A 21,391-nucleotide genomic window follows, 5' to 3' on the forward strand; every position below is an offset into this window, starting at 1 on the left:
GTGAGCGCTGTCTCGAAGGATGGGCCGCTTGTTTCGGAGTGTGCAACCCATCCTTCGAGACGCCCGGTTATACCGGGCTCCTCAGGATGAGGTGGTGAGGAGGAGGGCGGGTCAGGGACATGTGGACTGGTCACCTAATCGGCAAACAAAAAAACGGCGGGCAAGGCCCGCCGTTTGAGTTTCTGGATGGTCCGGATCGCTACCGGTTTGTGATGATTTCCGGCCCCATCAGGCTGTAGGGCAGCCAGGTGGAGAGCGCCGGGACATAGGTCACCAGGATGAGGAACATGAGCAGGATGAGCACGAACGGCGCTGCCGCCTTGACCACCTGCACCAGACTCATCCCTGTTATCCCCGATGTGACGAACAGATTGAGCCCGATTGGTGGCGTGATCATGCCGATTTCCATGTTCACGACCATGATAATGCCGAGGTGAACCGGATCGACGCCAAGTTCCATGCCGATCGGGAAGACCACCGGCGCCACGATCAGAAGCAGGCCCGACGGTTCCATGAACTGACCACCAAGCAGCAGCAGCAGGTTGACCGCGATCAGGAAGGTGAACCAGTTGAAACCGGCTCCGACCATCCAGTCGGTGATTGCCTGCGGAATCCGCTCCGATGTCAGCACGTGGGCAAACAGCAGGGCGTTGACGATGATGAACATCAGCATGATGGTCGTCTTCGCCGCATCCACCATCACCTTCTTGGTGTCCTTGTGGAACATGGCCGGAAGAAACTTCCAGACGATCAGTCCGATATTCCGACCCCAGATCTTTGCGCCGATACCATAGATGGACGGCAGCTCAGCAGGGCTGACACGGCCACGCAGAAGCGGATAGCCAATCAGCGCAGCCAACAGGACAATGGCACTGTCGATGCCGTAGAAACCCTGTCTGTCCGTGACCATGCCGGCGATGCTCGACCAGGCGAACATTGCGGCAAACCCGTAGGTGATGGTCTTGAAACCGGCCAGCCCCAGAGGGCCGTCCTGTTCCTGTACCCAGCGAATGCCACTGAGCGGGCCCATGTCGCGATAGACGAAGAGTGCCACGAGGCAGGCATAAACGGCTGCCACTGCCGCGGCTTCGGTCGGGGTGAAGATACCGCCGTAGATGCCGCCCAGGATGATGACCATCAGGAACAGGCCGACGGCTGCTTCCATCATGGCATGCCAGATTTCCTTGAAGCCCGGCCACGGCTGGGCCGGCAGGTTCTTGACGCGTGCCATGACATAGATGGCGATCATCAGCATCAGACCGGCGATCAGCCCTGGAACCACACCGGCAAGGAACATGCGGCCAACGGAAACGTTGGTTGCAGCCGCATAGACCACCATGACGATGGAAGGCGGGATCAGGATGCCGAGCGTACCGGCATTCGCGATGACGCCCGCGGCAAACTCCTTCGTGTAGCCCGCCTGCCGCATGCCGGCGATGGCGATGGTACCGATCGCGACCACGGTTGCCGGCGAAGAGCCTGACAGAGCTGCAAACAGCATGCAGGCGAAGACGCCTGCGATCGCCAGACCGCCCCGGATCGCACCGACGGACGCGATCGAGAAGCGGATGATGCGCTTGGCAACACCGCCCGTCGACATGAAGGCCGATGCCAGAATGAAGAAGGGAATCGCCAGGAGTGTGTAGTTCTGCGACGCCGTGAACAGCTGCAGCGCCACCGACGAGATGGAATCGTTGGAGAAGATGGCAATCGCCAGAACGCTGGACAAGCCGAGCGAAATGGAGATCGGAACGCCCAGGAACAAGAAGCCGAGGACGAGAATGAAGAGAATTGCTGCTTCCATTGCCCCGGCCTCAGTCCTTCAAGACATCTTTGTTTTCAGCGACGAGGTCTTCCGCCTCATGCGCGGCGATCATCATCTCGCGCTCGCCGGTAATGATCTGCCAGGCCGCCTGGATGCAGCGGAACATGAACAGGAACAGGCCGATGGGCAGGATCAGATAGGCGATCCAGCGTTGAACACGCTCTTTCGTGCCGAAGGTTTCAATGATTGCGTCGGGATAGCGCAGGTCGTCGAGACCGATGCCGATCTTGTACATCTTGGACCAATAGTCGATCGCGCCGCCTCTGGTATCGAGACCGAAGATGTGCAGCCACTCCGACCAGAGCAGTGTCAGCGCATAGACAACGCCGCAGAGCGCACCGAAAACGGCAACAGCCCGGAACACCGGCTTGGGAAACAGGCGGATGACCGCATCAACGCCCAGATGCGAGCCGATTTTGACGCCATAGCTCATGCCGAACAGGATCAGCCAGGCGAACAGGATACGTGTGAATTCCAGGGCACCGGTCCAGCCGGAATTAAAGCCGTATCGCGCCACCACCTGGGTGAAGGATACGATGGTCATGGCGGCCAGGAGAAAGGCGAGTACACCTTCCTCGAAGCGCGTGACCCAATTGTCGACGCGTTGCATGCGTTTCCCCCGAATTGGCCTCTTGGTTATCAGCGTGTCCGCCGGCATGGTTGCGCGGGCGACCGCAGGACCTTGGCAGAAGGGCCGGACGATCCGGCCCTTCCAGGAGTTGTTTCAGGACAGCCTTAGCTGGCGTTGTTGGAAGCGACAGCGGAGTCGATCAGGTCCTTACCGATATCGCCTTCAAACTTGTCCCAAACCGGCTTCATGGCGCCAACCCATGCCTTGCGCTGTTCCGGCGTCAGTTCACGAATGGTGGAACCGGCGTCCAGAACGTTCTGACGGTTCTGGGCTTCAGCAGCTGCCACGTTACCGTTTGCGGTTGCAGTGACTTCTTCCACGATGGTCATGAACTGGTCACGAACTTCCGGGTCCAGGCTGTCCAGCCACTCGTCGGAAGTGACGAGCAGGTAAGCGAGCAGCTGGTGGTTGGTTTCGGTGATGCCGTCCTGCACTTCGAAGAACTTCTGGGTGTAGATGTTGGACCAGGAGTTTTCCTGACCGTCCACAACACCGGTCTGCAGTGCGCCGTAGACTTCCTTGAAGGCCAGCTTCTGAGCGTTGGCGCCCATGGCTTCGATCATGGCAACAGCCACGTCAGAGGTCTGCACGCGGAACTTCAGGCCTTTTGCATCGTCCGGAACCAGCAGCGGCTTGTTGGCAGAGAACTGCTTCAGACCGGAGCTCCAGTAGCCGAGGCCCTGGAAACCGTAGTCGGTCATGGAGTTCAGGAGTTCCTTGCCGTTTTCACCGGTGGTGAAGCGCTCGACGGCGTCCAGATCCTGGAACAGGAACGGCAGGTCGAAAAGGCGGAACTTCAGCGTGTAGGCTTCGAACTTGGAAAGCGACGGTGCAGCAAGCTGAACATCGCCGAGCAGAAGGGCTTCCATTACCTTGTCGTCGTCGAACAGCTGAGAGTTCGGGAACACCTGCATGCAGGCCTTGCCGTTCATCTCGTCGTTGACGCGTTCCGCCAGCAGCGTGGCAGCGTCGCCTTTCGGGTGGCCGGTTGCGGCAACCACGTGGCTGAACTTGATGACGATTTCACCGTCATCGCAATCGTCAGCCGCATAAGCGTTTGCAGACAGGGCCAGAGACGCCGCGGTAGCTGCGGCGAGAGCGAATTTTTTCATCGGATGTCCTCCCAGACATTTCAGTATGACGGCCATTCGGGCCGGACAGCGTAGTGGCTGGTCGGCACCCTATTGGCAAAGTCCGTGCCAAGTGCCGGAAGAGCAACAAAAAGCGCCGATTTCTGCAGGTTAACAAAAAGTTTCAGATGAACCTGGTCGGGAGAGACTTTCGTTTATGGGTCGAGTCAGACACATGACATCAAACCGGATGTGTCGAAACCGACACATTTCCGGCCTGCTACATCATATTTTAAGCCGTAAAGCGCCGAATTATCAGTGCCAGATAGCGCCTGAAGACCGGTCGTGGCGCAGCTTTACCTTCAGGCGTGCCAGCTTGTCCGGATTGCGCATGTTGTAGATACGCTCCAGCCGCCCATCGGCGTCATAGGCGAACATCACAGCTGTCACGATCTCGTCACCGTAGAACAGAACGAGGCCGCGTGTGCCGTTCAGATCCAGTATCTTGATCCGGCAGGGCTCCCAGAGGCGGCCAAGAATAAGAACCGCGTAACGAGCGACCTCGTCCGCGCCTTCCAGGATACGGCTCATGGCCGTTGCCTTGCCGCCACCATCGGACTGGAGTTGTACGGTTTCGGCGAGAAGCCCCGTCAGGTGGTCCGTGGACCCTGTTTCAATCGCGGTGAGAAAGGCAGACAGGATCCGGTCCTGATGATCGGCCGGAGGAACAAAACGGGAGGTTGGACCCTGCACATGTCTGCTTGCGCGGGACACCAACTGGCGGCAGGCCTGCTCGGTAACCCCCAGAGTCTCGGCAACTTCGTCATAGGGCTTTGCGAAGATCTCACGCAGCAGGTAGGCGGCGCGCTCCTTCGGGCTGAGGCGCTCCAGCAGCAGGAGGAATGCTGTCGTCAGGGATTGTGCCCTGTCCAGGTCTGTCTCCGGGTCCGAGCCACTTTCGAACTGAAGCGGTTCGGGGATCCACGGGCCGACATAGTCGACCCGTTTCCTGTGAGCGGCCTTGAGAGTGTCCAGGCAGCAATTGGTGCAGACCGTGGTGAGGAATGCTTCCGGATTCAGGATGCCGGCACGGTCCGTGGATTGCCACTTCAGGTATGTGTCCTGCACCGCATCCTCGGCATCCGCCATGGAGCTGAGCATGCGATAGGCCAGCCCCATCAGCTTAGGGCGTACCGTCTCGAAAACATCGATGCCTGGAGCGTCACTCATGTCAGTGGTTCGATACCTGTACCCGGTTCCACAGATTGATCATTGCGACCGCGGCGGTGATCGCACTGATCTCGGCGTCATCGAAGTGGCGGCGCAATTCACCGCGCAATGCCTCATAGTTCGTATCGACCTGAAGACTGGTCAAGGCTTCCGTCCAGGCAAAGGCCGCCTTCTCCGCCGGCGTGTAGTCATCAACGTGCCGCCAGACCGTCAGACGCTGCAAACGCTCCTGGGTCTCGCCCGCGTCGAGCGCTTCCTGTGTGTGCATCTTCACGCAATAGGCACACTGGTTGATCTGCGAAGCACGCAGATCGATCAGGTGCCGCAGTTTCGGCTCCAGCCCTGCCTTGCCGATCTCGCCGCTGGCAGCGACGAAACACTTCACGATATCGGGGACATTTTCGTAGTGATTGATGGCATTAGAGGTCGTCATTGGCGTGTCTTCCATTCAGGTTTCAGGGTGTGACACAGGGTTGACGACCGGGTGCAGCGATTTGTGACACCGGCCCGAACTTTTTTCGGTCATTCGTTTTGCCAACCCGCCCAGCGAGCCGGGTTGGCAAGGAAGTCAGGTCATTGTCAGACGGAAAGCGCTTCGTCCTTGCCGAGACCGTATTTGCGCATCTTCTCGTAGAGCGCCTTTCGCGAGAGCCCAAGGTTTTCGTAAGTGGGCTTGATGGCACCGTCGTTGCGCTTGAGTTCGGCGACGATCAACGCCCGTTCATATGTCGCAACCTGTTCGAACAAGGTGGATCCGGCCCCGCTGCTGGGCGCGTTGACCAGCTCGACACCGAGCACGAAACGGTCGGCGACGTTGCGCAACTCGCGGACGTTGCCCGGCCAGTCCCGCGCCATCAGCTCGGCGAGGTACTCCTCGTTGATGTCCGGGATCTCGCGCCGGTAGCGTGCCCGGGCTTCCACCGCCAGATGCCGGAACAGGAGGGGGATATCCTCCAGCCGGTCGCGCAACGGTGGAATGGCAACGTTGACGACATTGAGCCGGTAGAACAGGTCCAGCCGGAACCGGCCTTCCTTGCCGGCGGCCTCAAGGTCTTCCTTGGTGGCCGCAATGAAGCGCACATCCAGTTCGATCGCCTTGTTGGAGCCGAGCCGTTCGATTGTCCGGGTCTCGATCACGCGCAGCAGCTTGACCTGCAGTTCCAGCGGCATGGATTCGATTTCGTCCAGAAACACGGTGCCCCCATGGGCGTGTTCCAGCTTGCCGATGCGCTGTCCGCTGGCACCAGTAAAGGCGCCCTTCTCGTGACCGAAGAGTTCAGATTCGATGATTTCCGCAGGAAGCGCCCCGCAATTGAGGGCGACGAAAGGCTTTTCCTTGCGGGGTCCTTCGTCATGCAGTGCCCGGGCGACCACCTCCTTGCCGGAGCCGGTCTCGCCCAGGATCAGCACATCGGCATCGGTTGCCGCCAGGGCCGTGACATTGCGGCGAAGCAGTTCCATGGCGGCGGTGCGCCCCACGAGACGGCTTTCCAGGCCCGTTCGGTCTGCCAGCTCCTCGCGCAACTTTCGGTTTTCCAGCACCAGCCGGCGCTTGTCGAGCGCGCGTTCCACCACGGAGGCAAGGCGCGAAACGGAAAAGGGCTTTTCCATGAAATCATAGGCACCGGCGCGCATGGCCTCGACCGCCAGTGGCACATCGCCATGGCCGGTGATCAGCACCACGGGCAGGGCGGGATCGATCTCGAAGGCCCGCTTCATGACCTGGAACCCGTCCGTCCCGGGCATGCGAATATCTGTAACAAGCACGCCGTAGAACCCGCGGTTGACCCGCTCCAGGGCTTCTTCCGGTTCACCGGTTGCAAACACCGCCTGGCCGGACAACTCCAGCCCCTGGCTCAAGGAGCCGCGCAGGTCCGCTTCATCGTCAATCAGTAGGACGGTCGCCTGATCCATTAACGCCTATCTCATTTCATTCCGCTGCAAGGACATGCTCATCGGCCACCGGCAGGCGCATGGTGAACACCGCACCGCCACCGTCGCGATTCGCCGCCTTCAGCGATCCGGAAAAGTCATGAACGATCTTGTAGGCAATCGACAAGCCCAGCCCGAGCCCGGCGCCGACATCCTTGGTGGTGAAAAACGGGTCGAAGATCTGTGGCAGCACATCGGCATCGATGCCTGTGCCATTGTCACTGACAGTCAGCACCGCTTCGCTGTCTTCCTGCCTCAGTTCCAGCCGCACTTCAGGCATGGCAAGCGATGCGGCGTTGCTGCTGACTGCATCCAGTGCGTTGGACAGGAGATTGATGACCACCTGCTCCAGTCGGATGCGCCCGCCCTTGACGATGATATCCTCTGTCGGTAGTGCCAGATCGAGGCGCACCTTGCTCTGCTTGATGTGTGGCTGCAGCAGCAGCGTTGCCTCGTCGATCACCTGGCGCAGGGACACCGGCTTGATGTCGGTGCCCGACTTGCGCGTGAAGCCTTTCAGCGTCTTGGCGATTTCGGCCATGCGGCTGACCATGCCTTCGATCCGCGAAAGATTGCCGAGGGCCTCGTCCGCACGCCCCCGCTCGATCAGCATGCCTGCCACTTCCGCATCGGAACGGATAGCTGCCAGTGGCTGGTTGTACTCGTGACTGAGAGCCGCAGACATCCGGCCGAGCGTTGCCAGCTTGGCTGCCTGCACGAGTTCGGCCTGGGCCAGACGCAAATCGGCTTCAGCCTGTTCGCGCTCGCGCACTTCCTGTTCCAGAAGGACGTTGGTGCGGCGAAGATCCGCAGTCCGTGATTGCACACGGCGCTCCAGGCGCAGCGCGCTCGCCCGGTTGCGCCGTTCCTGACGCACGAATTCTTCCCGCCTGACGATCAAGATGGCGATACCTCCGGCGGCGATCACACAAACCAGAAGCGCGACCAGCATGGCCCAGCCGGATCGCTGGCGGGCATCCTCGATCGTCACAAGCGTTCTGACCTGCCAGCCGAGAACGGCCAAGTTCTCGGTCAATTGCAGGTAATAATAGGGAGACGGCGTTGCCGGCAGCAGGACCTCGATGCGCTCCGCCACCGACATGTCGGCGATATCCCGGCCGACAGAAAGCTCGTCCATCCGTTTGCCGCGCCATGCGGGAACGTTGGTGACCACAATCCGGCCACTGCCATCCAGCGCGACCAGCGGTTCCTTGCTGAGTGCCCAGGCTTGCTCGACGTCTTCCAGACTGACCCGGACGGCAATCACGCCGACGATGGAGCTGCCCCGGCGCAACGGCGAGGCGAAGACATAATTCGATGCGGCCTCTGGCGTACCGGGGATGAGCTGCCGGCCGAGCTGGCCCTGAAGGGCCTGTTCGAAGGCATGTCCGATGCGTTCCGCCCCGCCGAAGGAGCCTGTCGGCACACCATCCTGGCTGGAGACCACGACATTGCCTTGCCTGTCCATCAGCCAGATCTCTTCCGCGCCCGACATGCCGGCAGCGATCGCGGCGATGCCGGGGTCTCCAGACCTGCCCGTGCTCATCAGCAACTCACCGATATCCGGACCGCGTGCCAACAGCGGCGACAGCAGGCGGAACTTGTCGAGAAGTCTTTCGAGAACGGCTGTCTGAACCGCAAGATTGGCCCGCGCACCGGTTTCCACCTCCGCAAGCGTGATCCGCAAGCTGGCAAGCCCGGTCAGCCACATCAGTGCGACCGTCGACAGGATCGCCGCCGCTCCGATACCGATCTTCAGCCTGCGCCAGGTCCGGCGCTTGGTCTTGCGCAACATCGCGTCAGTATAAACAAGCCGCGCGCCGCGTGAAGCGGGAGCCTTATCCAGCGAAATCCTCCCCGGTCGCCGTGTCCGACAGGGCCGGTGCACGCTGGCGCCGGTCAATGGCAACGCTCTTGATCAGGACCGTAACATCCTTGCCTGTATGGAGATCGAGGTCGGCAACGGACGCGCGGGTGATGCGGGCACGCAGCACCTGACCGCTGACGGAGCACAGGATTTCCGCATAGGGGCCGCTTTCACTCGAAATACTGCGGATTGTCGCCGCGAAGGCATTACGGATGGACAGCCCCTCCGGCGGCTTGACCGCCAAGGCAACGTCCCTGGCCCGGATGCGCAGCCGCACCGCATCGCCCGGCACGGCGGCCATATCCGGTATCTGCAGTGTGGCTCCGCCGATATCGACATCGGTCAGGCCCCAGTCCGGGTCACATCTGGTGACGGTACCTTCCAACAGCGCGCTGGCCTCGTGACGGCCGGTTGCCCGGCCCAGATCGGTCCGGGCGAGCATGTCGGCCACCGGTCCGAAGGCGGGCGTGCGTCCATCCGACAGGATCACGAGCGTGTTGGACAGGCGCGCCACTTCCTCGATGGAATGGCTGACGTAGAGGATCGGGATACCCGCCTCCACGCACAGACGGTCCAGATAGGGAAGAATGTCGTTTCGCCGCGCCTGATCGAGATTGGCCAGCGGCTCGTCCATGATCAGGAGCCGCGGGTCCGACAGTAGCGCCCGTCCGATGGCCACCCGTTGCCTCTCGCCGCCAGAAAGAGTTCCGGGCTTTCGCTCCAGGAGCCCGCCCAACCCCAACAGATCGACCACTTCGGCCATGTCCCGGGTTCCAGGCCTGCGGCCTGCCCAGCGCGCATAGGTGAGGTTCGATGCAACGCTGAGATGCGGAAACAGCCGGGCATCCTGAAAGACGTGACCGATCCTGCGTGCCTGGACCGAGAGGTTGATGTTCTTGTTCGCGTCGAAAAGGGTCGTGCCGTTGACGGTGATATGTCCGCTGAGCGGCTTGATCAGCCCGGCGATCATGTTGGTCAGCGTTGTCTTGCCGGCGCCCGACTGGCCGAAAAGCGATGTCACCCCGCCACGGCTGTTGAACCGGGCTTCAAGATCGAGCTTTCCGACACGGCCGGTGATGTCGACATCAAGCATGACCGCCCCCCATGCGCGCGCGCAATCGGCGCGCCAGTGCTTCCGAGGCGATCAGCGCCGCGAAGGCGACAAAGGCCGCAATCAGCGTCAAGCGGAAGGCAGCCAGTTCTCCACCCGGGGTCTGGGTCGCGGTATAGAGCGCCAGAGACAGGGTTCTTGTCTCCCCCGGAATGTTGGAGACGAAGGTTATGGTCGCACCGAATTCGCCCATGGCCTTTGCAAAGCCCAGGATCGCGCCACCGAGAATTCCCGGCAGGGCAAGTGGCAGGGTGACCGTCAGAAAGGCGGTCAGGCGATGGGCACCGAGAGACTTGGCCGCTTCTTCCAGTTTCGGGTCCACGGCTTCGAAGGAAATACGGATCGGCCTGACCATCAACGGAAAAGCCATCACACCGGCAGCGAGCGCGGCACCGGTCCAATTGAAGGCGAAGGTGACACCGAAGACACTGTCCAGAAACGATCCGACCGGACCCTTGCGGCCAAAGGTCAGCAGCAGCACGTAGCCCGTGACCACCGGTGGCAAGACGAGCGGCAGATGCACAAGAGCGTTGACGGCGCCGTGGCCGGTGAACCGGTAGCGGGCAAGTACGAAGGCCATCAGAACGGCAAGCGGCAGCGCGACAGCGAGGGCGGCAGAAGCGACCTTGAGGGTCAAGAGAAGGGCCTGCCATTCTGCTGGCTGAAGATTGAAAAAATCCACGGCTGCTCAGTCTGTTCGTTCCGGTACGCGGCCGAATGTCCTCAGCCTTCTGCCGTTATCGGTTAGAACACCGCAGGAACGCAAGAAATCCTTTGTCTTGAGCCTTCAATGCAAAGCAGCGTGCCTGGGATCAACAGCCCCTGTCCGGCTTGAGCATGTCTATTCCGATGGCCAGCGCCGGTGCGATCGGCTAGGGTCGCGCTCCCTCCTTGTTGCGGCCTATTCCAGGACACTGCATGACAATCTCGCTGAAGACCCAGGTCCCCGACGTCGATACCTATTTGCGCCTGCGGGTCGATTCCGGGCTGAGCGGCTACGGCAGGGACGCGGCGGAAATCGGGCTGAAGAACAGCCTGTTTTGCGTGATGCTTTATGACGGTGATGAAGCGATCGGCATGGGGCGTCTCATCGGTGACGGCGGCTGTTTTGTCCAGGTGACGGATATCGCGGTTTTGCCCGCCTACCAGGGGCAGGGCCTTGGCAAGCGCATCATGGCAGCCCTGACCGCCCATATCGAAAGCGCGTTTCCGCCCTCTACCTATGTCAGCCTGATTGCCGATGTTCCGGCCAATGCGCTTTATGCCCAGTTCGGCTTTGAAGAAACCGCGCCGGTTTCACTGGGTATGGCACGCCGGGCGGGTGTCAAAAACCCGGCCTGAAAGACCTGCAGCGGGAAAATATATTCCCGCTCGCAAATCGGGTCGTTTGGGCGTTTTGAGCCGCCTAGGGTCTTCTCACAACCATTGAGGAGACAACACCATGTTTCAGATCGAGCCTCTTCCCGCCACCGAGTTTGCGCATTTGAGCAACCTGAGTGACACGGAACTCGAGCAGAAGGGCATTCAGGTGCACATTTCGGACGGCGCGCTTCCCTGCCGTGTGTCACTTGCCGATGCAGCCCCGGGAACCCGGGTTTACCTGCTCAATTTCGAGCATCAACCAGGCGAAACGCCCTACCGCTCCCGGCATGCGATCTTTGTCGCCGACGGTGCGGAGGAAAGCCATCCGGAACCGGACACCATCCCAGAAGTCGTGGCGAAACGGCTGCTGTCGGCCCGCGCCTTCAACCGGGCCCACGAGATGATCGATGCGGAAGTCGTTGAAGGCCGCGAGCTGGAAGGTGTCATCCGGACGTTCTTCGACAATCCGCAAGTTGATTACATTCACCTGCATTTTGCTCGCCGCGGCTGCTACGCGGCAAGGGTTTCACGCACCGCATGGACCTGATCAATAAAGCCTGAGCAAGCCTTCGGAGGTGGCTTCTTCCAGAAGCGCCTCCGGGGTCTGTTTCAGCTTGCCGTGCCGGATCATCGCATCGCCGATGTCGCCCAGGTCATCAGCATTGCGCCAGCTTTCCGGTTGCCAGATCTTCGAGCGGACCATGGCCTTCGGGCAATGCATGAATGCCCGGGTGATTTCCACTGCCAGCGCCATCGCCGGCTGTTTTCCCTCCACCTGCATCCGCTCCAGAAGCCAGGCATCCCGGACGATGCGGGCTCTGCCCGATACCCTCAAAGTCTCGCCCTTGCCCGGGATCAGGAAAATAAGTCCGACGCGCGGGTCCTTCAGCAGGTTGTGGAAGCTGTCGAGGCGGCGGTTTCCGGGGCGGTCGGGGATCGCCAGCAATGTGTCGCTCAAGACGGTGACAAAGCCGGCCGGGTCACCCTTGGGGCTCACATCGATCACGCCTTCCGGATCAACCGTCGCGATCAGGCAGAAGGGGGTTCGTGCAATGAACTGCCTGCACAGGCTATCCAGTGCCTTAATCTCCTTTACCCTTACCTTTTCGGGCGCGGTTCCGGCATGGGCTTCGAGCTGGTCAACTGTTGTTATCGGGTCGTTGAAATCTGCAAGTGTCGTGGGACCTTCCGGCATGGCAACCTCCCTGGATCTGCCTGCTGGCGCTTTCACCATCAAACGGCGCTGCGAACGCAAAGACAAGGCGTTTCGCTGGAATCACGGTTTTTCCAAACTGGCGCCCCGATTCTGGCTAAACTGGATCTTACCTGAGCAACATCGCACCCATCATAAAGGGATCGCATTGCCGATTTAAACTTTAACGGTAATCTTTGCGAAATACACCTCAAGGGAGATCCGGCCATGCCGACCGCAGCCAAACGCCGTGCCGCCTTCAAAGCTCTTCACGAAAAAGGGCGTGCTTTCCTGATGCCGAACCCCTTCGATATCGGCACAGCCCGCATTCTGGACGGGTTGCGGTTTGACGCGATGGCCACATCCAGCGCCGGATATGCCTGGACGCAAGGCGTGAAGGATGCCGAAGGGCTGATCACGCGCGACGATGCGCTCGGACATGCCGCCGACATCATTGCCGCGACCAGCGTGCCGGTGAACGGTGACCTGGAGAACGGGTTCGGCGACAGCCCGGACGATGTGGTGGCAACGGTCAAGGGGGCGATAGAGGTCGGCCTCGCCGGTTGCTCCATCGAGGATTACACGACCGATCCGAAACATCCCTACTACGATCTGGAGCTGGCTGTGGAGCGGATCAAGGCGGCGGTGGATGCCAAGAACCGGCTGGCGCCGGATTTCGTTCTGACCGCCCGCAGTGAAGGACCCGTCCAGACGCAGCATGAACTTGACGAGACCATCAAGCGGCTGAACGCTTTTGCAGAGGCAGGTGCCGATTGCGTCTATGCACCTGAGCTGAAGGACAAGGAACAGATTGCCGCCGTTCTGGCCGCCGTGAAAGCGCCGATGAACGTCCTGGCCGGGCGCAAGAACTTCCACCTGACCCGCAAGGAACTTGGCGACATGGGCGTTACGCGTGTCTCCATCGGGGCAGGTCTGGCACGGCTTGCCTACCGCGCCTTCATTGCCGCTGCCGAAGACATGAAAGACGGTGGCACGTTCGGCTGTTTCGACAGGACCGAAACCATGCCGGAAGGAATTCCCGATTTCGAATCCTTCATGAAAACAAGGCCCTGATCCGTAATGGACGCCTCACAGGTTTCCGAAGGCCTTGACCAGGCGAACCCGGGTGATGCAGTCGCAATGACCGAACTCGCCCGGCGGGCCTATGCGCATTATATCCCGGTCATCAACGCCGTTCCCGTGCCAATGACCGCCGATTATGCAGCGCATATCCGGCGGGACGACGTCTGGGTACTCCGCTCCGGCACCTCTCTTGCCGCCAGCCTCGTTCTGATCCGGCATCCGGACCATCTCCTGATCGAAAGCATTGCCGTTGATCCGGAAGAGCAGGGCAAGGGCCGTGGCAGGCAGCTGCTCGACTGGGCGCGGCGGCGGGCAACGGACTTCGGGCTGAGCGAAATCCGGCTCTATACCAACGTGCTCATGACCGAAAACCGGGCCTGGTACCAGCGTGCGGGTTTCGCGGAAACCCATGAGGAACAGCGCGGCGACAAGCGGATCGTCCACATGCGGCTGATACTGTGACCAAGTCGCTTGCCAACTCCGGGTGCGCTGGAAAGCATTGATCCGGGGCCGGGCAGAGCCCAGCCCCGGATGTCAGCAGCTACGTAAGCCTTGGCCTTCCAGGCCCGCTACTCCGGACCCCAGGTTTTCTGCTTCTTCTGCTTCATGACGCTTCGGACCATCTTGCCGAATGCCCGGTCCTTGGACCTGCGCTCCGCCAGACTTGCAGAGTTGAAGGCTTCTTCCGCCTTCAGCTTTCGCCACCTGTTCAGCCGGCCAGGATCCAGGGTGCCCTCCTCCAGCGCGGCCTGAACGGCGCAACCGGGCTCCGTCTCGTGCCGGCAGTCAGTGAAGCGGCAACAGGATGCCAGTTCGTTCAGATCCGAGAACAGATCATCGATCCCGGCTGCCACATCCGTCAGCTGCAGTTCCCGCATGCCCGGTGTATCCAGCACCAGACAGCCGCCTGGAACCACGTGAAGTTGCCGGTGGGTCGTCGTGTGACGGCCCTTGGCGTCGTCTTCGCGAATAGCCTGCGTGGCTATGTCCCCGGTGCCGGAAAGCGCGTTGGTAAGCGTCGACTTGCCAACGCCCGAAGAGCCAAGGAAGGCAACTGTTTTGCCCGGCTTGCACCAGGCCGCGAGTTTCAGGCCCGGCTCATCGCCGCGCGCGTCCAGCGTCACGACCGGAACCGAATTCGAAATCGTCCGAGCCTGATCGACATAGTTTTCCGGATCGCTCGCCAGATCCGACTTGGTCAGGACGATCACCGGATCGATATCGGCCTCGAACGCAAGCGCGATGTACCGCTCCAGCCGGGCGATATTGAAGTCCTGATTGCAGGAAGACACCACGAACACCGTGTCGATGTTGGCTGCGATCAGCTGGATCTGTCGATCGGTTCCGGGTGCACGACGCTTGAGCAGGCTCTGCCGCTCCAGCACCCGGCTTGATGGCGGATGAGCGCGGTCCAGCAGCAACCAGTCGCCTACCGTGGCGTTCCTGACAGGCAGGATCGCTTCGTCAAGCCCTTCGCCGACCACGTGAAGCGCGTTTCGATGGACCTCGACAACACGGACGGGCGGTGTTGCCGTCAGCTCGTCAGAGCTGATCTGTTGTGCAAAATAGGGCCGCCAGCCAAGTGAAAGAAGCCGTGAAGTGTTTTTGTCCGGCCCATCGTTTTTGGGGCGTGCGGGAAAGAAGTCGGAATAGTTCCGTACCATTGGATTGTCTCGTGAATTAAACACACGTCATCGGGCGCCCGCCAAGGCACCGGTTCATGTATTCAAGGCTCTCTGATCTTCAGAGAGCCTGCTCACGCAATCTCTGACATCCAATCTCCATGGGACGCACCTCGAAGGTGCCCGTTACAAGTAGTCGCAAAGACGCCCCGATACAAGCATCCGGCAAAAGTGACCAGGCTTATTCCGGTCGCTCGCCGACATAGGCGGCCCGAGGCCGGATCTGTTCCGGCGCCGCGTATTGCTCCAGCGCATGAGCGATCCATCCGGTCATGCGGGCAGCGCAGAAGATGATCTTGCCGGCGTCCTTCGGCAGGTCATAGGTCTTTTGTGTGGCCGCCAGGGCAAGATCTATGTTCGGCGCTTCGCCGAACAGGTCACGCGCGACCGTAATCAAACCCGGCAGACGCTGGACGAAGGGGTGCGCGGGCTCGCTGCGGTAAAGCACGTCGAGCAGGCATGCGGCGCGCGGATCCGGCCCGCGGTAGATCGTGTGACCGAAGCCGGGCAGGGGCTCGCCCCGGCTCAACCGGTCCGAAAGCAGGGTTTCTATGTCTGTGTCCGGCCCGACATCAGAAAGCCATGCCGTTGTCCTGTCGGATGCAGCACCGTGGCGCGGACCGGCAAAGGCTCCCAGACCGGAAATGAGCGCCGCGTGAAGGGGCGCCCGGGTGGAGGCAGCGCAGCGCGTCGCGAAGGCACTGGTGTTGAGCTCGTGGTCGGCACACAGGATCAGCGCCGCCCGGATCACGTTCTTCGCCGAAGACGACACGCCGAAAGCATTGGCAATCTGCGTGTGGATCGGCACGTCGACCGGATCTGCGTTGAGGAGAGCTGCAACCGCGTAGCGCAGCAGGGCAGCGCCTTTCACCTGCAGAAGCTTGGGTGCCTGGGTGTAGGCCGCCTTGTCCTGCAGCGGCCACGCGGCAAGCGCGACCATCAGCCGGTCCAGCGGCGCAAGTCCTTCCGGCAGGTCAGGCGGAGGCAATGGAGCGCTTTCGGCAAACGGATCTTCCTGCGACGCCCAGAGCAGGGTCGCCACGGTTTCAAGCGTGGAGGTTTGCGCCAGATCGACCGCGGGCCGGCCACGATAGACCGGACCGGCTTCCGAAATCAGCGTCAGTTCGGTTTCCAGCACCGGGTCGCCGGTCAGGGGCCGCGCACCGGAGTAATCGTCGGCAGCCTTGCGGCCTTTCATGCGGCGCACGTCCACGGCGTCGTAGCGGCGCTGCTTGCCCGGACCGGCAACGGAATTGATCAGCCCCCGGCTGACATAGGCGTAGAGGGTTGCCGGCTGAACACCGAGTTCGGCGGCGGCTTCACGGGCGGACAGGTAGATTGGCTTGCTCATACATTGATTTTAATTATCAACATTGATCAATGCAATCTTCTCTTTCTATCTGACCGGGAAAGAAAAGGAGATAGCCATGACCGAAGCGCCGAACCCCGCCCGGATGACGCCGGACCCGATTGCCGGTTTGGAGGGCGTTGTTGCAGCCACCACCATGCTCAGCCATGTCGACGGCCAAGAGGGTGTCCTCATCCTCTATGGCCGCCATATCGAAGATCTGGCCGGCAAGCTGAGCTTCGAGGAGGCCGTCCGGCATCTGTGGCAGGATTTCCAGATGCCTGAGGCTTCTTCCCTGCGTGAGGCTTTCGGGGAAGCCCGGCGGGCTGCCTTTGCCGTCATGCCGGCTCTTGAAGCTGCCCCTTCAAGCCTCGGCGTTTATGAACGCATGCAGCTGGGCCTGGCTGCCTTGCCGATGTCCACCGGCCTGCCCGACGCGATTGCGATCAGCGGCGCATTGCCCGTCTTTCTGGCTGCGTCTCACCGGATTGCCAGGGGACAGACGCCGATCGCACCGGACAGCACCCTGGAGACCGCAACCGATCTTCTGCGCATGCTGACGGGTGAGCTGCCGCCTGCCGACCATGCCGCCGCGCTCAACCGCTATCTGGTGACAATCCTGGATCACGGGCTGAACGCTTCCACCTTCACGGCGCGCGTGATCGGCTCGACCCAGGCGAACCTGAAACAGGCCGTTCTTGGTGCGATGGGCGCGCTCAGCGGGCCGCTGCATGGCGGCGCGCCAGGCCCTGTGCTGGACATGATCGATGCGATCGGCAGTCCGGAAAACGCAGCTGCCTGGATCGGCGAAGCCTTGGCACGCAAGGAGCGGCTGATGGGTTTCGGTCACCGGATCTACAGGACAAGGGATCCGCGCGCGGACGTCCTGAAGGCAGGACTGCGCTTGCTTGGGCCTGAGAATCCGAAAGTGCGTCTGGCGGAGGAGATCGAACAGGCAGCGCTTGCCGCACTGAAAACCGCCAAGCCCGACCGCCCGCTGGAAACCAACGTGGAGTTCTATACCGCCGTCCTGCTGGACGCGATCGGCATCGACCGGACCCTGTTCACGCCGCTGTTTGCTGTCGGCCGGACACCGGGCTGGTGCGCCCATGTTCTGGAACAGCAGGAAACCGGAAAGTTGATCCGGCCATCGTCACATTATGTCGGGCCGAGCCCCGCATGACGGAAACCGGTTGAAAGCCTGTTACCGCGAGATACCCAGTCCGGAAGGCGGATCATCCGCCTTCCGGGCGCGTGTGTTCAGCCGGTAGACCATGTCGCGCACCCACATGTGCAGCGGTGCGCGGTGGTTGAGCGTGGTCCACACGAGGCTGATCGTCACCGACGTTTCAACCGGGCAGGGAACCACATGAAGTCCATCCGCAACTGATCTGGACAGCCGTTCCGGCACTGTGGCGACGAGGTTCGATCCCGCAACCAGACGCTCCAGCCCGGCCGGGCTCGGCACACGCAAGGCGACTTTCAAGTCCTTGTTCATGCGCTCAAGCTCGATGATGTAGCGCGACCGCCATTGACCGCCGTAGGTGACGAGCACGTGGTCGAGATCCAGATAATCGTCCAGGCTCAGTGCCGCTCCGGCTTTCGGATGCTCCGGATCGAGCAGGCAGACGTAGCGATCCTGATAAAGGTCGCGCCTGTAGAAATGCGGGTCCGACCGTTCGAACGGACCAAGCAGGAGATCCGCCTCATTGCGCAGCAGGCGCTCGTGACCGATCCCCGATGCATCGATGATCTCCAGGTCCAGTTTGGGCGCTTCGCGTTTCAGAAAATGAACAATTTCCGGAATGATCAGCACGCGTTCATAGAAGTTGCAGGCGATGGTGAAGGTCTGCGCCGCCGTCTTCGGATCGAAATCAGGCGGTGCGACCAGTTGCCGGAACTCGGCCGTCAACCGTTTGGCCTGATGGACGATATCTTCGCAGCGTTGCGTCGGGTGGAGCCGACGGGCCTGACGGACGAACAGCGGATCCTGAAACACGTCCCGCAACTTGTTGATCGTGTAGCTGACCGCTGACTGATTGACGCCGAGTTCTTCCGCCGCACGCGTGAACGAACGGAGCTGGTGCACCCAGACCAGAACCTGCAACGCCCGAAAATCGACTTCCAACGGATCGCCCGGCATCGGCAATTTCCTCCCGGATCCGGCAAGAACACTCGCCACGGTTTGTAAAATCAAAAAATTCGATGGCAACTATAAAGTCAATCGTATTGCTTGATTTTATTCTGCCCGCTTAACCTGCCGTCAGTGCCGGATTTGGGAGGAGAAGGCAGATGGCGGTCGCACCTGTCGACGAAACGCTGACGCTTGCGGACCTGACGCGCGACCCCTATCCGATCTACAAGCGGATGCGGGCCGAAACGCCGATCGTTCAGGTTCCGGCGGCAAACCGTATCTTTCTGACCAAGGCGAAACACACCAAGATGGTGAAGGACGATCCCGAACTTTACAGTTCGGACGATCCTGTCACACCGATGCGGCGCGCCTTTCTGGCCCACACGCTGATGCGCAAGGACGGCGAGGAACACCGGCGCGAGCGCATGGCCATGCAGCCGGCTTTCTCGCCCAAGGTCATCAAGACAGACTGGGCCGATCTCTACCGCAAGATTGCCGCGGAGTATCTCGACCGGCTGCCACGAGGCGAAACGGTCGATCTTTTCACCGACCTTTGCGGACCGGTGGCGGCACGGATCCTCGCCCACATCCTGGGTCTCGATGAAGTCGGCGACGCCGACATGCAGCGCTGGTCGCAGGTTCTGATCGACGGCGCCGGCAATTTCGGCTTCGCGGATGAACCGTTTGCCCGGTCCGATGCGGCCAATGCCGAAATGGATACCGTGTTCGACAGCCTGATTGCCCGGCATCTGGCAGAGCCCAACAACTCCGCGTTCTCCGTCATGCTGAATGCCCGCGACCCGATCCCCAGAAGCCAGATCTACGCCAACATCAAGATTGCCATCGGTGGCGGCATCAACGAGCCGCGCGATGCGCTGGCAACCATCATCTATGGCCTGCTGACCAATCCGGACCAGCTTGAGGAAGTGAAGCGGCAGGACGCCTGGGCAGATGCATTCGAGGAAGGTGTCCGCTGGGTCGCGCCGATCCAGGCGTCGTCTCGCCGGGCGACGCGGGATCTGGAAATCGACGGCATCGACATTCCCGAAGGCGTGACGCTGATGACCATCCAGGCCTCGGCCAATCGCGACGAGGATCTCTACGAGGACGGCGAAACCTTCAACGTCTTTCGAAAGAAAGCGCCGCATCAGGCCTTCGGCAGTGGCCCGCACCATTGTGCCGGTGCCCATATCTCGCGGCGGACTGTCGGGGAGATCATGCTGCCGATGCTGTTCGAACGGTTCCCCGGCATGGCGCTGGACAAGCCCGAAGACGTTGTCTGGAGCGGTTTCGGTTTCCGTGGGCCCCTGAACCTGCCCGTCAAACTGAGCTGACAAAAAGAAACCAACCGGACCGGGTTAGAGCCGGCTGAAAGGAAAACCGCATGGTGCAGATCACCTTCGTCCAGCCGAACGGCAGCCGGAAGACCATAGAAGCGAGCGAAGGGGCGAGCGTCATGGAGACGGCTGTCAGCCACGGGGTCGACGGCATCTTTGCCGAATGCGGCGGCGCGATGATGTGCGCCACCTGCCATTGCTACGTCGACGAGGCGTGGAGCGACAGGACCGGTGCCCGCACGGACGGCGAGGAAATCATGCTGGAATGTGCAGCCGCCGACTTGCGCGAAACATCCCGCCTGTCCTGCCAGATCAGGCTGACCGGTGCGCTCGACGGACTGGTGGTGCATCTGCCCGACGAGCAGGCGTGAGGAAACGATTTCGAACAAGGGAGGAAACCATGTCGAAGTACCGGATGATGAGATCGGTGGCCGCAGGTGCGCTCACCGCGGGAGCGGTTGCCGTGGCCGCGCTTTCACTGAGCCTTACGGCGGGCCAGGCCGTGGCAGCGGAGATCACGCTACGGCTGCACCAGATGCTGCCGGCGCAAGCCAGCGTGCCGAAGAACATCCTTGAACCGTGGATGGCCAGGATCGAGGAAGAATCGGGCGGGCGGATCGAGTTCCAGCATTTCCCGGCCATGCAGCTTGGCGGCAAGCCGCCGGAACTGGTCGACCAGGCCATCGACGGCATCGCCGACATCGTCTGGACCTTGCCTGGCTATACGCCCGGCCGCTTTCCAAGGACGGAAGTCTTCGAACTGCCCTTCGTCATGACCAATGCCGAGGCCGTATCGCGTGCCTTCTGGCAACTGGCGGAGGAAACCATGCTGGACCAGGACTTCAAGGACATGAAGGTTCTGGGGCTCTGGGTGCACGGGCCCGGGCTGATCCACTCCAAGGACCCGATCGACTCGCTCGATGATCTGAACGGCGTGAAGCTGCGGGCCCCGACGCGGGTGACCAACGACATGTTCAGTTCACTCGGGGCAACACCTGTCGGCATGCCTGTGCCGGCGGTTCCGGAAGCCCTTTCCAAGGGCGTTATCGATGCCACCGTGGTGCCGTGGGAGGTGACCGGCGCGCTCAAGATCAACGAGCTCGTCAGCAACCACACGGACTTCGGTGACGATGCTCTTTACACGGCAACCTTCGTGCTGGGCATGAACCGGGCGGCCTATGACGGACTGCCCGACGACCTGAAGGCGATCATCGACAAGAATTCCGGTCTTGAACTGTCCGGATTCGCAGGTGGCCAGATGCAGCGGGATGATGCCAAACCTCGCGACGAAGCGATCGAGAAGGGGGCGACGATGATTGTCCTTCCACCGGAAGAGGTTGCCCGCTGGAAGGAAGCCTCGGCACCGACGATCGAAAAATGGGTGGCCGAAATGGACGAGAAAGGCATGGACGGCACAGGGCTTTACAATCGCGCCATCGAGCTGATTGAGGAGAACACCGGGAAATAGCCGGCCAGGGGTGGTGTGCGGCTCCCCCACAGGGTTGCGTGCCTTAAGGCTCGCTACGCGGCTTGCCTTTTAGACGGCCGCGCGGCATGTGCCGGTTATTCAGGGCGTCCCGTGATCTG

Annotated in this window: 22 protein-coding genes; 9 read left to right on the forward strand and 13 right to left on the reverse strand. The window is 61.2% G+C overall.

Annotation, left to right across the window (positions count from 1 at the left end; genetic code table 11):
- Window positions 1–199: 199 nt before the first annotated feature.
- The 9 genes from FIV05_RS05335 to modB all read right to left on the reverse strand — a co-directional run bounded on the left by FIV05_RS05335 (window position 200) and on the right by modB (window position 10,348).
- The gene (locus tag FIV05_RS05335; RefSeq protein WP_152508911.1) at window positions 200–1,804 is read right to left on the reverse strand and encodes a TRAP transporter large permease; all 1,605 of its coding nucleotides are present in this window, start codon (window positions 1,802–1,804) and stop codon (window positions 200–202) included.
- Window positions 1,805–1,814: 10 nt separating this feature from the next.
- Entirely contained in the window at window positions 1,815–2,435 is a 621-nt protein-coding gene (locus FIV05_RS05340) for a TRAP transporter small permease (RefSeq protein ID WP_023002309.1), read from the reverse strand.
- Between the two features lie 125 nt (window positions 2,436–2,560).
- On the reverse strand, window positions 2,561–3,568 hold the full coding sequence (locus tag FIV05_RS05345) for a DctP family TRAP transporter solute-binding subunit (protein WP_152508912.1): 1,008 nt from the start codon (window positions 3,566–3,568) through the stop codon (window positions 2,561–2,563).
- A gap of 273 nt (window positions 3,569–3,841) precedes the next feature.
- Window positions 3,842–4,756 carry an RNA polymerase sigma factor SigJ gene (sigJ, locus tag FIV05_RS05350; protein ID WP_152508913.1) on the reverse strand — a complete coding sequence of 305 codons (915 nt, stop codon included), beginning with the start codon at window positions 4,754–4,756 and terminating at the stop codon, window positions 3,842–3,844.
- A 1-nt stretch (window position 4,757) separates the two neighbouring features.
- The gene (locus FIV05_RS05355) at window positions 4,758–5,189 is read right to left on the reverse strand and encodes a carboxymuconolactone decarboxylase family protein (RefSeq protein WP_152508914.1); all 432 of its coding nucleotides are present in this window, start codon (window positions 5,187–5,189) and stop codon (window positions 4,758–4,760) included.
- A gap of 146 nt (window positions 5,190–5,335) precedes the next feature.
- Window positions 5,336–6,670 carry a sigma-54 dependent transcriptional regulator gene (locus FIV05_RS05360; protein ID WP_023002313.1) on the reverse strand — a complete coding sequence of 445 codons (1,335 nt, stop codon included), beginning with the start codon at window positions 6,668–6,670 and terminating at the stop codon, window positions 5,336–5,338.
- A gap of 16 nt (window positions 6,671–6,686) precedes the next feature.
- Window positions 6,687–8,483, reverse strand: coding sequence for an ATP-binding protein (locus tag FIV05_RS05365; protein WP_152508915.1), 1,797 nt, complete (start codon window positions 8,481–8,483; stop codon window positions 6,687–6,689).
- 43 nt (window positions 8,484–8,526) lie between these two features.
- A complete protein-coding gene (modC, locus tag FIV05_RS05370; RefSeq protein ID WP_152508916.1) occupies window positions 8,527–9,648 on the reverse strand; it encodes a molybdenum ABC transporter ATP-binding protein in 1,122 nt (373 codons plus the stop codon).
- Window positions 9,641–10,348, reverse strand: a complete 708-nt coding sequence (modB, locus tag FIV05_RS05375) for a molybdate ABC transporter permease subunit (RefSeq protein WP_152508917.1) — start codon at window positions 10,346–10,348, stop codon at window positions 9,641–9,643. Before modB ends, modC begins: the two co-directional genes overlap by 8 nt.
- Window positions 10,349–10,584: 236 nt before the next feature.
- Here modB and FIV05_RS05380 point away from each other — a divergent pair, with 236 nt between their 5' ends.
- Window positions 10,585–11,007, forward strand: coding sequence for a GNAT family N-acetyltransferase (locus FIV05_RS05380; RefSeq protein ID WP_075284141.1), 423 nt, complete (start codon window positions 10,585–10,587; stop codon window positions 11,005–11,007).
- Between the two features lie 100 nt (window positions 11,008–11,107).
- The gene (locus FIV05_RS05385; protein ID WP_152508918.1) at window positions 11,108–11,575 is read left to right on the forward strand and encodes a DUF1203 domain-containing protein; all 468 of its coding nucleotides are present in this window, start codon (window positions 11,108–11,110) and stop codon (window positions 11,573–11,575) included.
- Here the strand turns inward: FIV05_RS05385 and FIV05_RS05390 are convergent, their stop codons facing one another.
- Window positions 11,576–12,223: an MSMEG_1061 family FMN-dependent PPOX-type flavoprotein gene (locus tag FIV05_RS05390; protein ID WP_209009861.1), complete on the reverse strand. Its 648-nt coding sequence runs from the start codon at window positions 12,221–12,223 to the stop codon at window positions 11,576–11,578.
- Here FIV05_RS05390 and FIV05_RS31515 point away from each other — a divergent pair.
- Genes FIV05_RS31515 through FIV05_RS05400 form a run of 3 tightly spaced genes read left to right on the forward strand, consistent with a single transcriptional unit; the run spans window position 12,222 to window position 13,765 of the window.
- Window positions 12,222–12,401, forward strand: a complete 180-nt coding sequence (locus FIV05_RS31515) for a hypothetical protein (protein ID WP_162493103.1) — start codon at window positions 12,222–12,224, stop codon at window positions 12,399–12,401. The genes FIV05_RS05390 and FIV05_RS31515 overlap by 2 nt on opposite strands.
- 47 nt (window positions 12,402–12,448) lie before the next feature.
- Window positions 12,449–13,294 (forward strand): isocitrate lyase/phosphoenolpyruvate mutase family protein, encoded by an 846-nt coding sequence (locus FIV05_RS05395; protein WP_075284142.1) that lies wholly within the window; start codon window positions 12,449–12,451, stop codon window positions 13,292–13,294.
- Between the two features lie 6 nt (window positions 13,295–13,300).
- Window positions 13,301–13,765, forward strand: a complete 465-nt coding sequence (locus FIV05_RS05400; protein WP_152508920.1) for a GNAT family N-acetyltransferase — start codon at window positions 13,301–13,303, stop codon at window positions 13,763–13,765.
- A 107-nt stretch (window positions 13,766–13,872) separates the two neighbouring features.
- Here the strand turns inward: FIV05_RS05400 and rsgA are convergent, their stop codons facing one another.
- Window positions 13,873–14,967 carry a ribosome small subunit-dependent GTPase A gene (gene rsgA, locus FIV05_RS05405; RefSeq protein WP_152508921.1) on the reverse strand — a complete coding sequence of 365 codons (1,095 nt, stop codon included), beginning with the start codon at window positions 14,965–14,967 and terminating at the stop codon, window positions 13,873–13,875.
- A 199-nt stretch (window positions 14,968–15,166) separates the two neighbouring features.
- Window positions 15,167–16,336, reverse strand: a complete 1,170-nt coding sequence (locus FIV05_RS05410) for a citrate/2-methylcitrate synthase (RefSeq protein ID WP_023002323.1) — start codon at window positions 16,334–16,336, stop codon at window positions 15,167–15,169.
- Between the two features lie 76 nt (window positions 16,337–16,412).
- Here FIV05_RS05410 and FIV05_RS05415 point away from each other — a divergent pair, with 76 nt between their 5' ends.
- Entirely contained in the window at window positions 16,413–17,516 is a 1,104-nt protein-coding gene (locus FIV05_RS05415) for a citrate synthase/methylcitrate synthase (RefSeq protein ID WP_173013779.1), read from the forward strand.
- Window positions 17,517–17,537: 21 nt separating this feature from the next.
- On the opposite strand, the gene FIV05_RS05420 is transcribed toward FIV05_RS05415, so the two are convergent.
- Entirely contained in the window at window positions 17,538–18,476 is a 939-nt protein-coding gene (locus FIV05_RS05420; protein WP_152508923.1) for a LysR family transcriptional regulator, read from the reverse strand.
- A gap of 149 nt (window positions 18,477–18,625) precedes the next feature.
- Between FIV05_RS05420 and FIV05_RS05425 the strand changes: the two genes are divergently transcribed.
- Genes FIV05_RS05425 through FIV05_RS05435 form a run of 3 tightly spaced genes read left to right on the forward strand, consistent with a single transcriptional unit; the run spans window position 18,626 to window position 21,272 of the window.
- Entirely contained in the window at window positions 18,626–19,801 is a 1,176-nt protein-coding gene (locus FIV05_RS05425) for a cytochrome P450 (protein ID WP_152508924.1), read from the forward strand.
- Between the two features lie 50 nt (window positions 19,802–19,851).
- A complete protein-coding gene (locus FIV05_RS05430; RefSeq protein WP_152508925.1) occupies window positions 19,852–20,175 on the forward strand; it encodes a 2Fe-2S iron-sulfur cluster-binding protein in 324 nt (107 codons plus the stop codon).
- Between the two features lie 29 nt (window positions 20,176–20,204).
- On the forward strand, window positions 20,205–21,272 hold the full coding sequence (locus FIV05_RS05435; RefSeq protein ID WP_286202266.1) for a TRAP transporter substrate-binding protein: 1,068 nt from the start codon (window positions 20,205–20,207) through the stop codon (window positions 21,270–21,272).
- Window positions 21,273–21,391 lie beyond the last annotated feature (119 nt).

It is taken from the genome of Labrenzia sp. THAF191a (genome assembly GCF_009363335.1).
Taxonomy (GTDB): domain Bacteria; phylum Pseudomonadota; class Alphaproteobacteria; order Rhizobiales; family Stappiaceae; genus Roseibium; species Roseibium algicola.

Coding starts and splice junctions, on each gene's coding strand:
- FIV05_RS05385 (WP_152508918.1), top strand. CDS start 11,108: ATGTTTCAGATCGAGCCTCTTCCCGCCACCGAGTTTGCGCATTTGAGC.
- FIV05_RS05410 (WP_023002323.1), bottom strand. CDS start 16,336: ATGAGCAAGCCAATCTACCTGTCCGCCCGTGAAGCCGCCGCCGAACTC.
- FIV05_RS05345 (WP_152508912.1), bottom strand. CDS start 3,568: ATGAAAAAATTCGCTCTCGCCGCAGCTACCGCGGCGTCTCTGGCCCTG.
- FIV05_RS05395 (WP_075284142.1), top strand. CDS start 12,449: ATGCCGACCGCAGCCAAACGCCGTGCCGCCTTCAAAGCTCTTCACGAA.
- FIV05_RS05380 (WP_075284141.1), top strand. CDS start 10,585: ATGACAATCTCGCTGAAGACCCAGGTCCCCGACGTCGATACCTATTTG.
- FIV05_RS05360 (WP_023002313.1), bottom strand. CDS start 6,670: ATGGATCAGGCGACCGTCCTACTGATTGACGATGAAGCGGACCTGCGC.
- FIV05_RS05430 (WP_152508925.1), top strand. CDS start 19,852: ATGGTGCAGATCACCTTCGTCCAGCCGAACGGCAGCCGGAAGACCATA.
- FIV05_RS05420 (WP_152508923.1), bottom strand. CDS start 18,476: ATGCCGGGCGATCCGTTGGAAGTCGATTTTCGGGCGTTGCAGGTTCTG.
- FIV05_RS05340 (WP_023002309.1), bottom strand. CDS start 2,435: ATGCAACGCGTCGACAATTGGGTCACGCGCTTCGAGGAAGGTGTACTC.
- FIV05_RS05390 (WP_209009861.1), bottom strand. CDS start 12,223: ATGCCGGAAGGTCCCACGACACTTGCAGATTTCAACGACCCGATAACA.
- rsgA (WP_152508921.1), bottom strand. CDS start 14,967: ATGGTACGGAACTATTCCGACTTCTTTCCCGCACGCCCCAAAAACGAT.
- modC (WP_152508916.1), bottom strand. CDS start 9,648: ATGCTTGATGTCGACATCACCGGCCGTGTCGGAAAGCTCGATCTTGAA.
- FIV05_RS05425 (WP_152508924.1), top strand. CDS start 18,626: ATGGCGGTCGCACCTGTCGACGAAACGCTGACGCTTGCGGACCTGACG.
- sigJ (WP_152508913.1), bottom strand. CDS start 4,756: ATGAGTGACGCTCCAGGCATCGATGTTTTCGAGACGGTACGCCCTAAG.
- FIV05_RS05365 (WP_152508915.1), bottom strand. CDS start 8,483: ATGTTGCGCAAGACCAAGCGCCGGACCTGGCGCAGGCTGAAGATCGGT.
- FIV05_RS05415 (WP_173013779.1), top strand. CDS start 16,413: ATGACCGAAGCGCCGAACCCCGCCCGGATGACGCCGGACCCGATTGCC.
- FIV05_RS05435 (WP_286202266.1), top strand. CDS start 20,205: ATGTCGAAGTACCGGATGATGAGATCGGTGGCCGCAGGTGCGCTCACC.
- FIV05_RS31515 (WP_162493103.1), top strand. CDS start 12,222: ATGGCAACCTCCCTGGATCTGCCTGCTGGCGCTTTCACCATCAAACGG.
- FIV05_RS05335 (WP_152508911.1), bottom strand. CDS start 1,804: ATGGAAGCAGCAATTCTCTTCATTCTCGTCCTCGGCTTCTTGTTCCTG.
- FIV05_RS05355 (WP_152508914.1), bottom strand. CDS start 5,189: ATGACGACCTCTAATGCCATCAATCACTACGAAAATGTCCCCGATATC.
- FIV05_RS05400 (WP_152508920.1), top strand. CDS start 13,301: ATGGACGCCTCACAGGTTTCCGAAGGCCTTGACCAGGCGAACCCGGGT.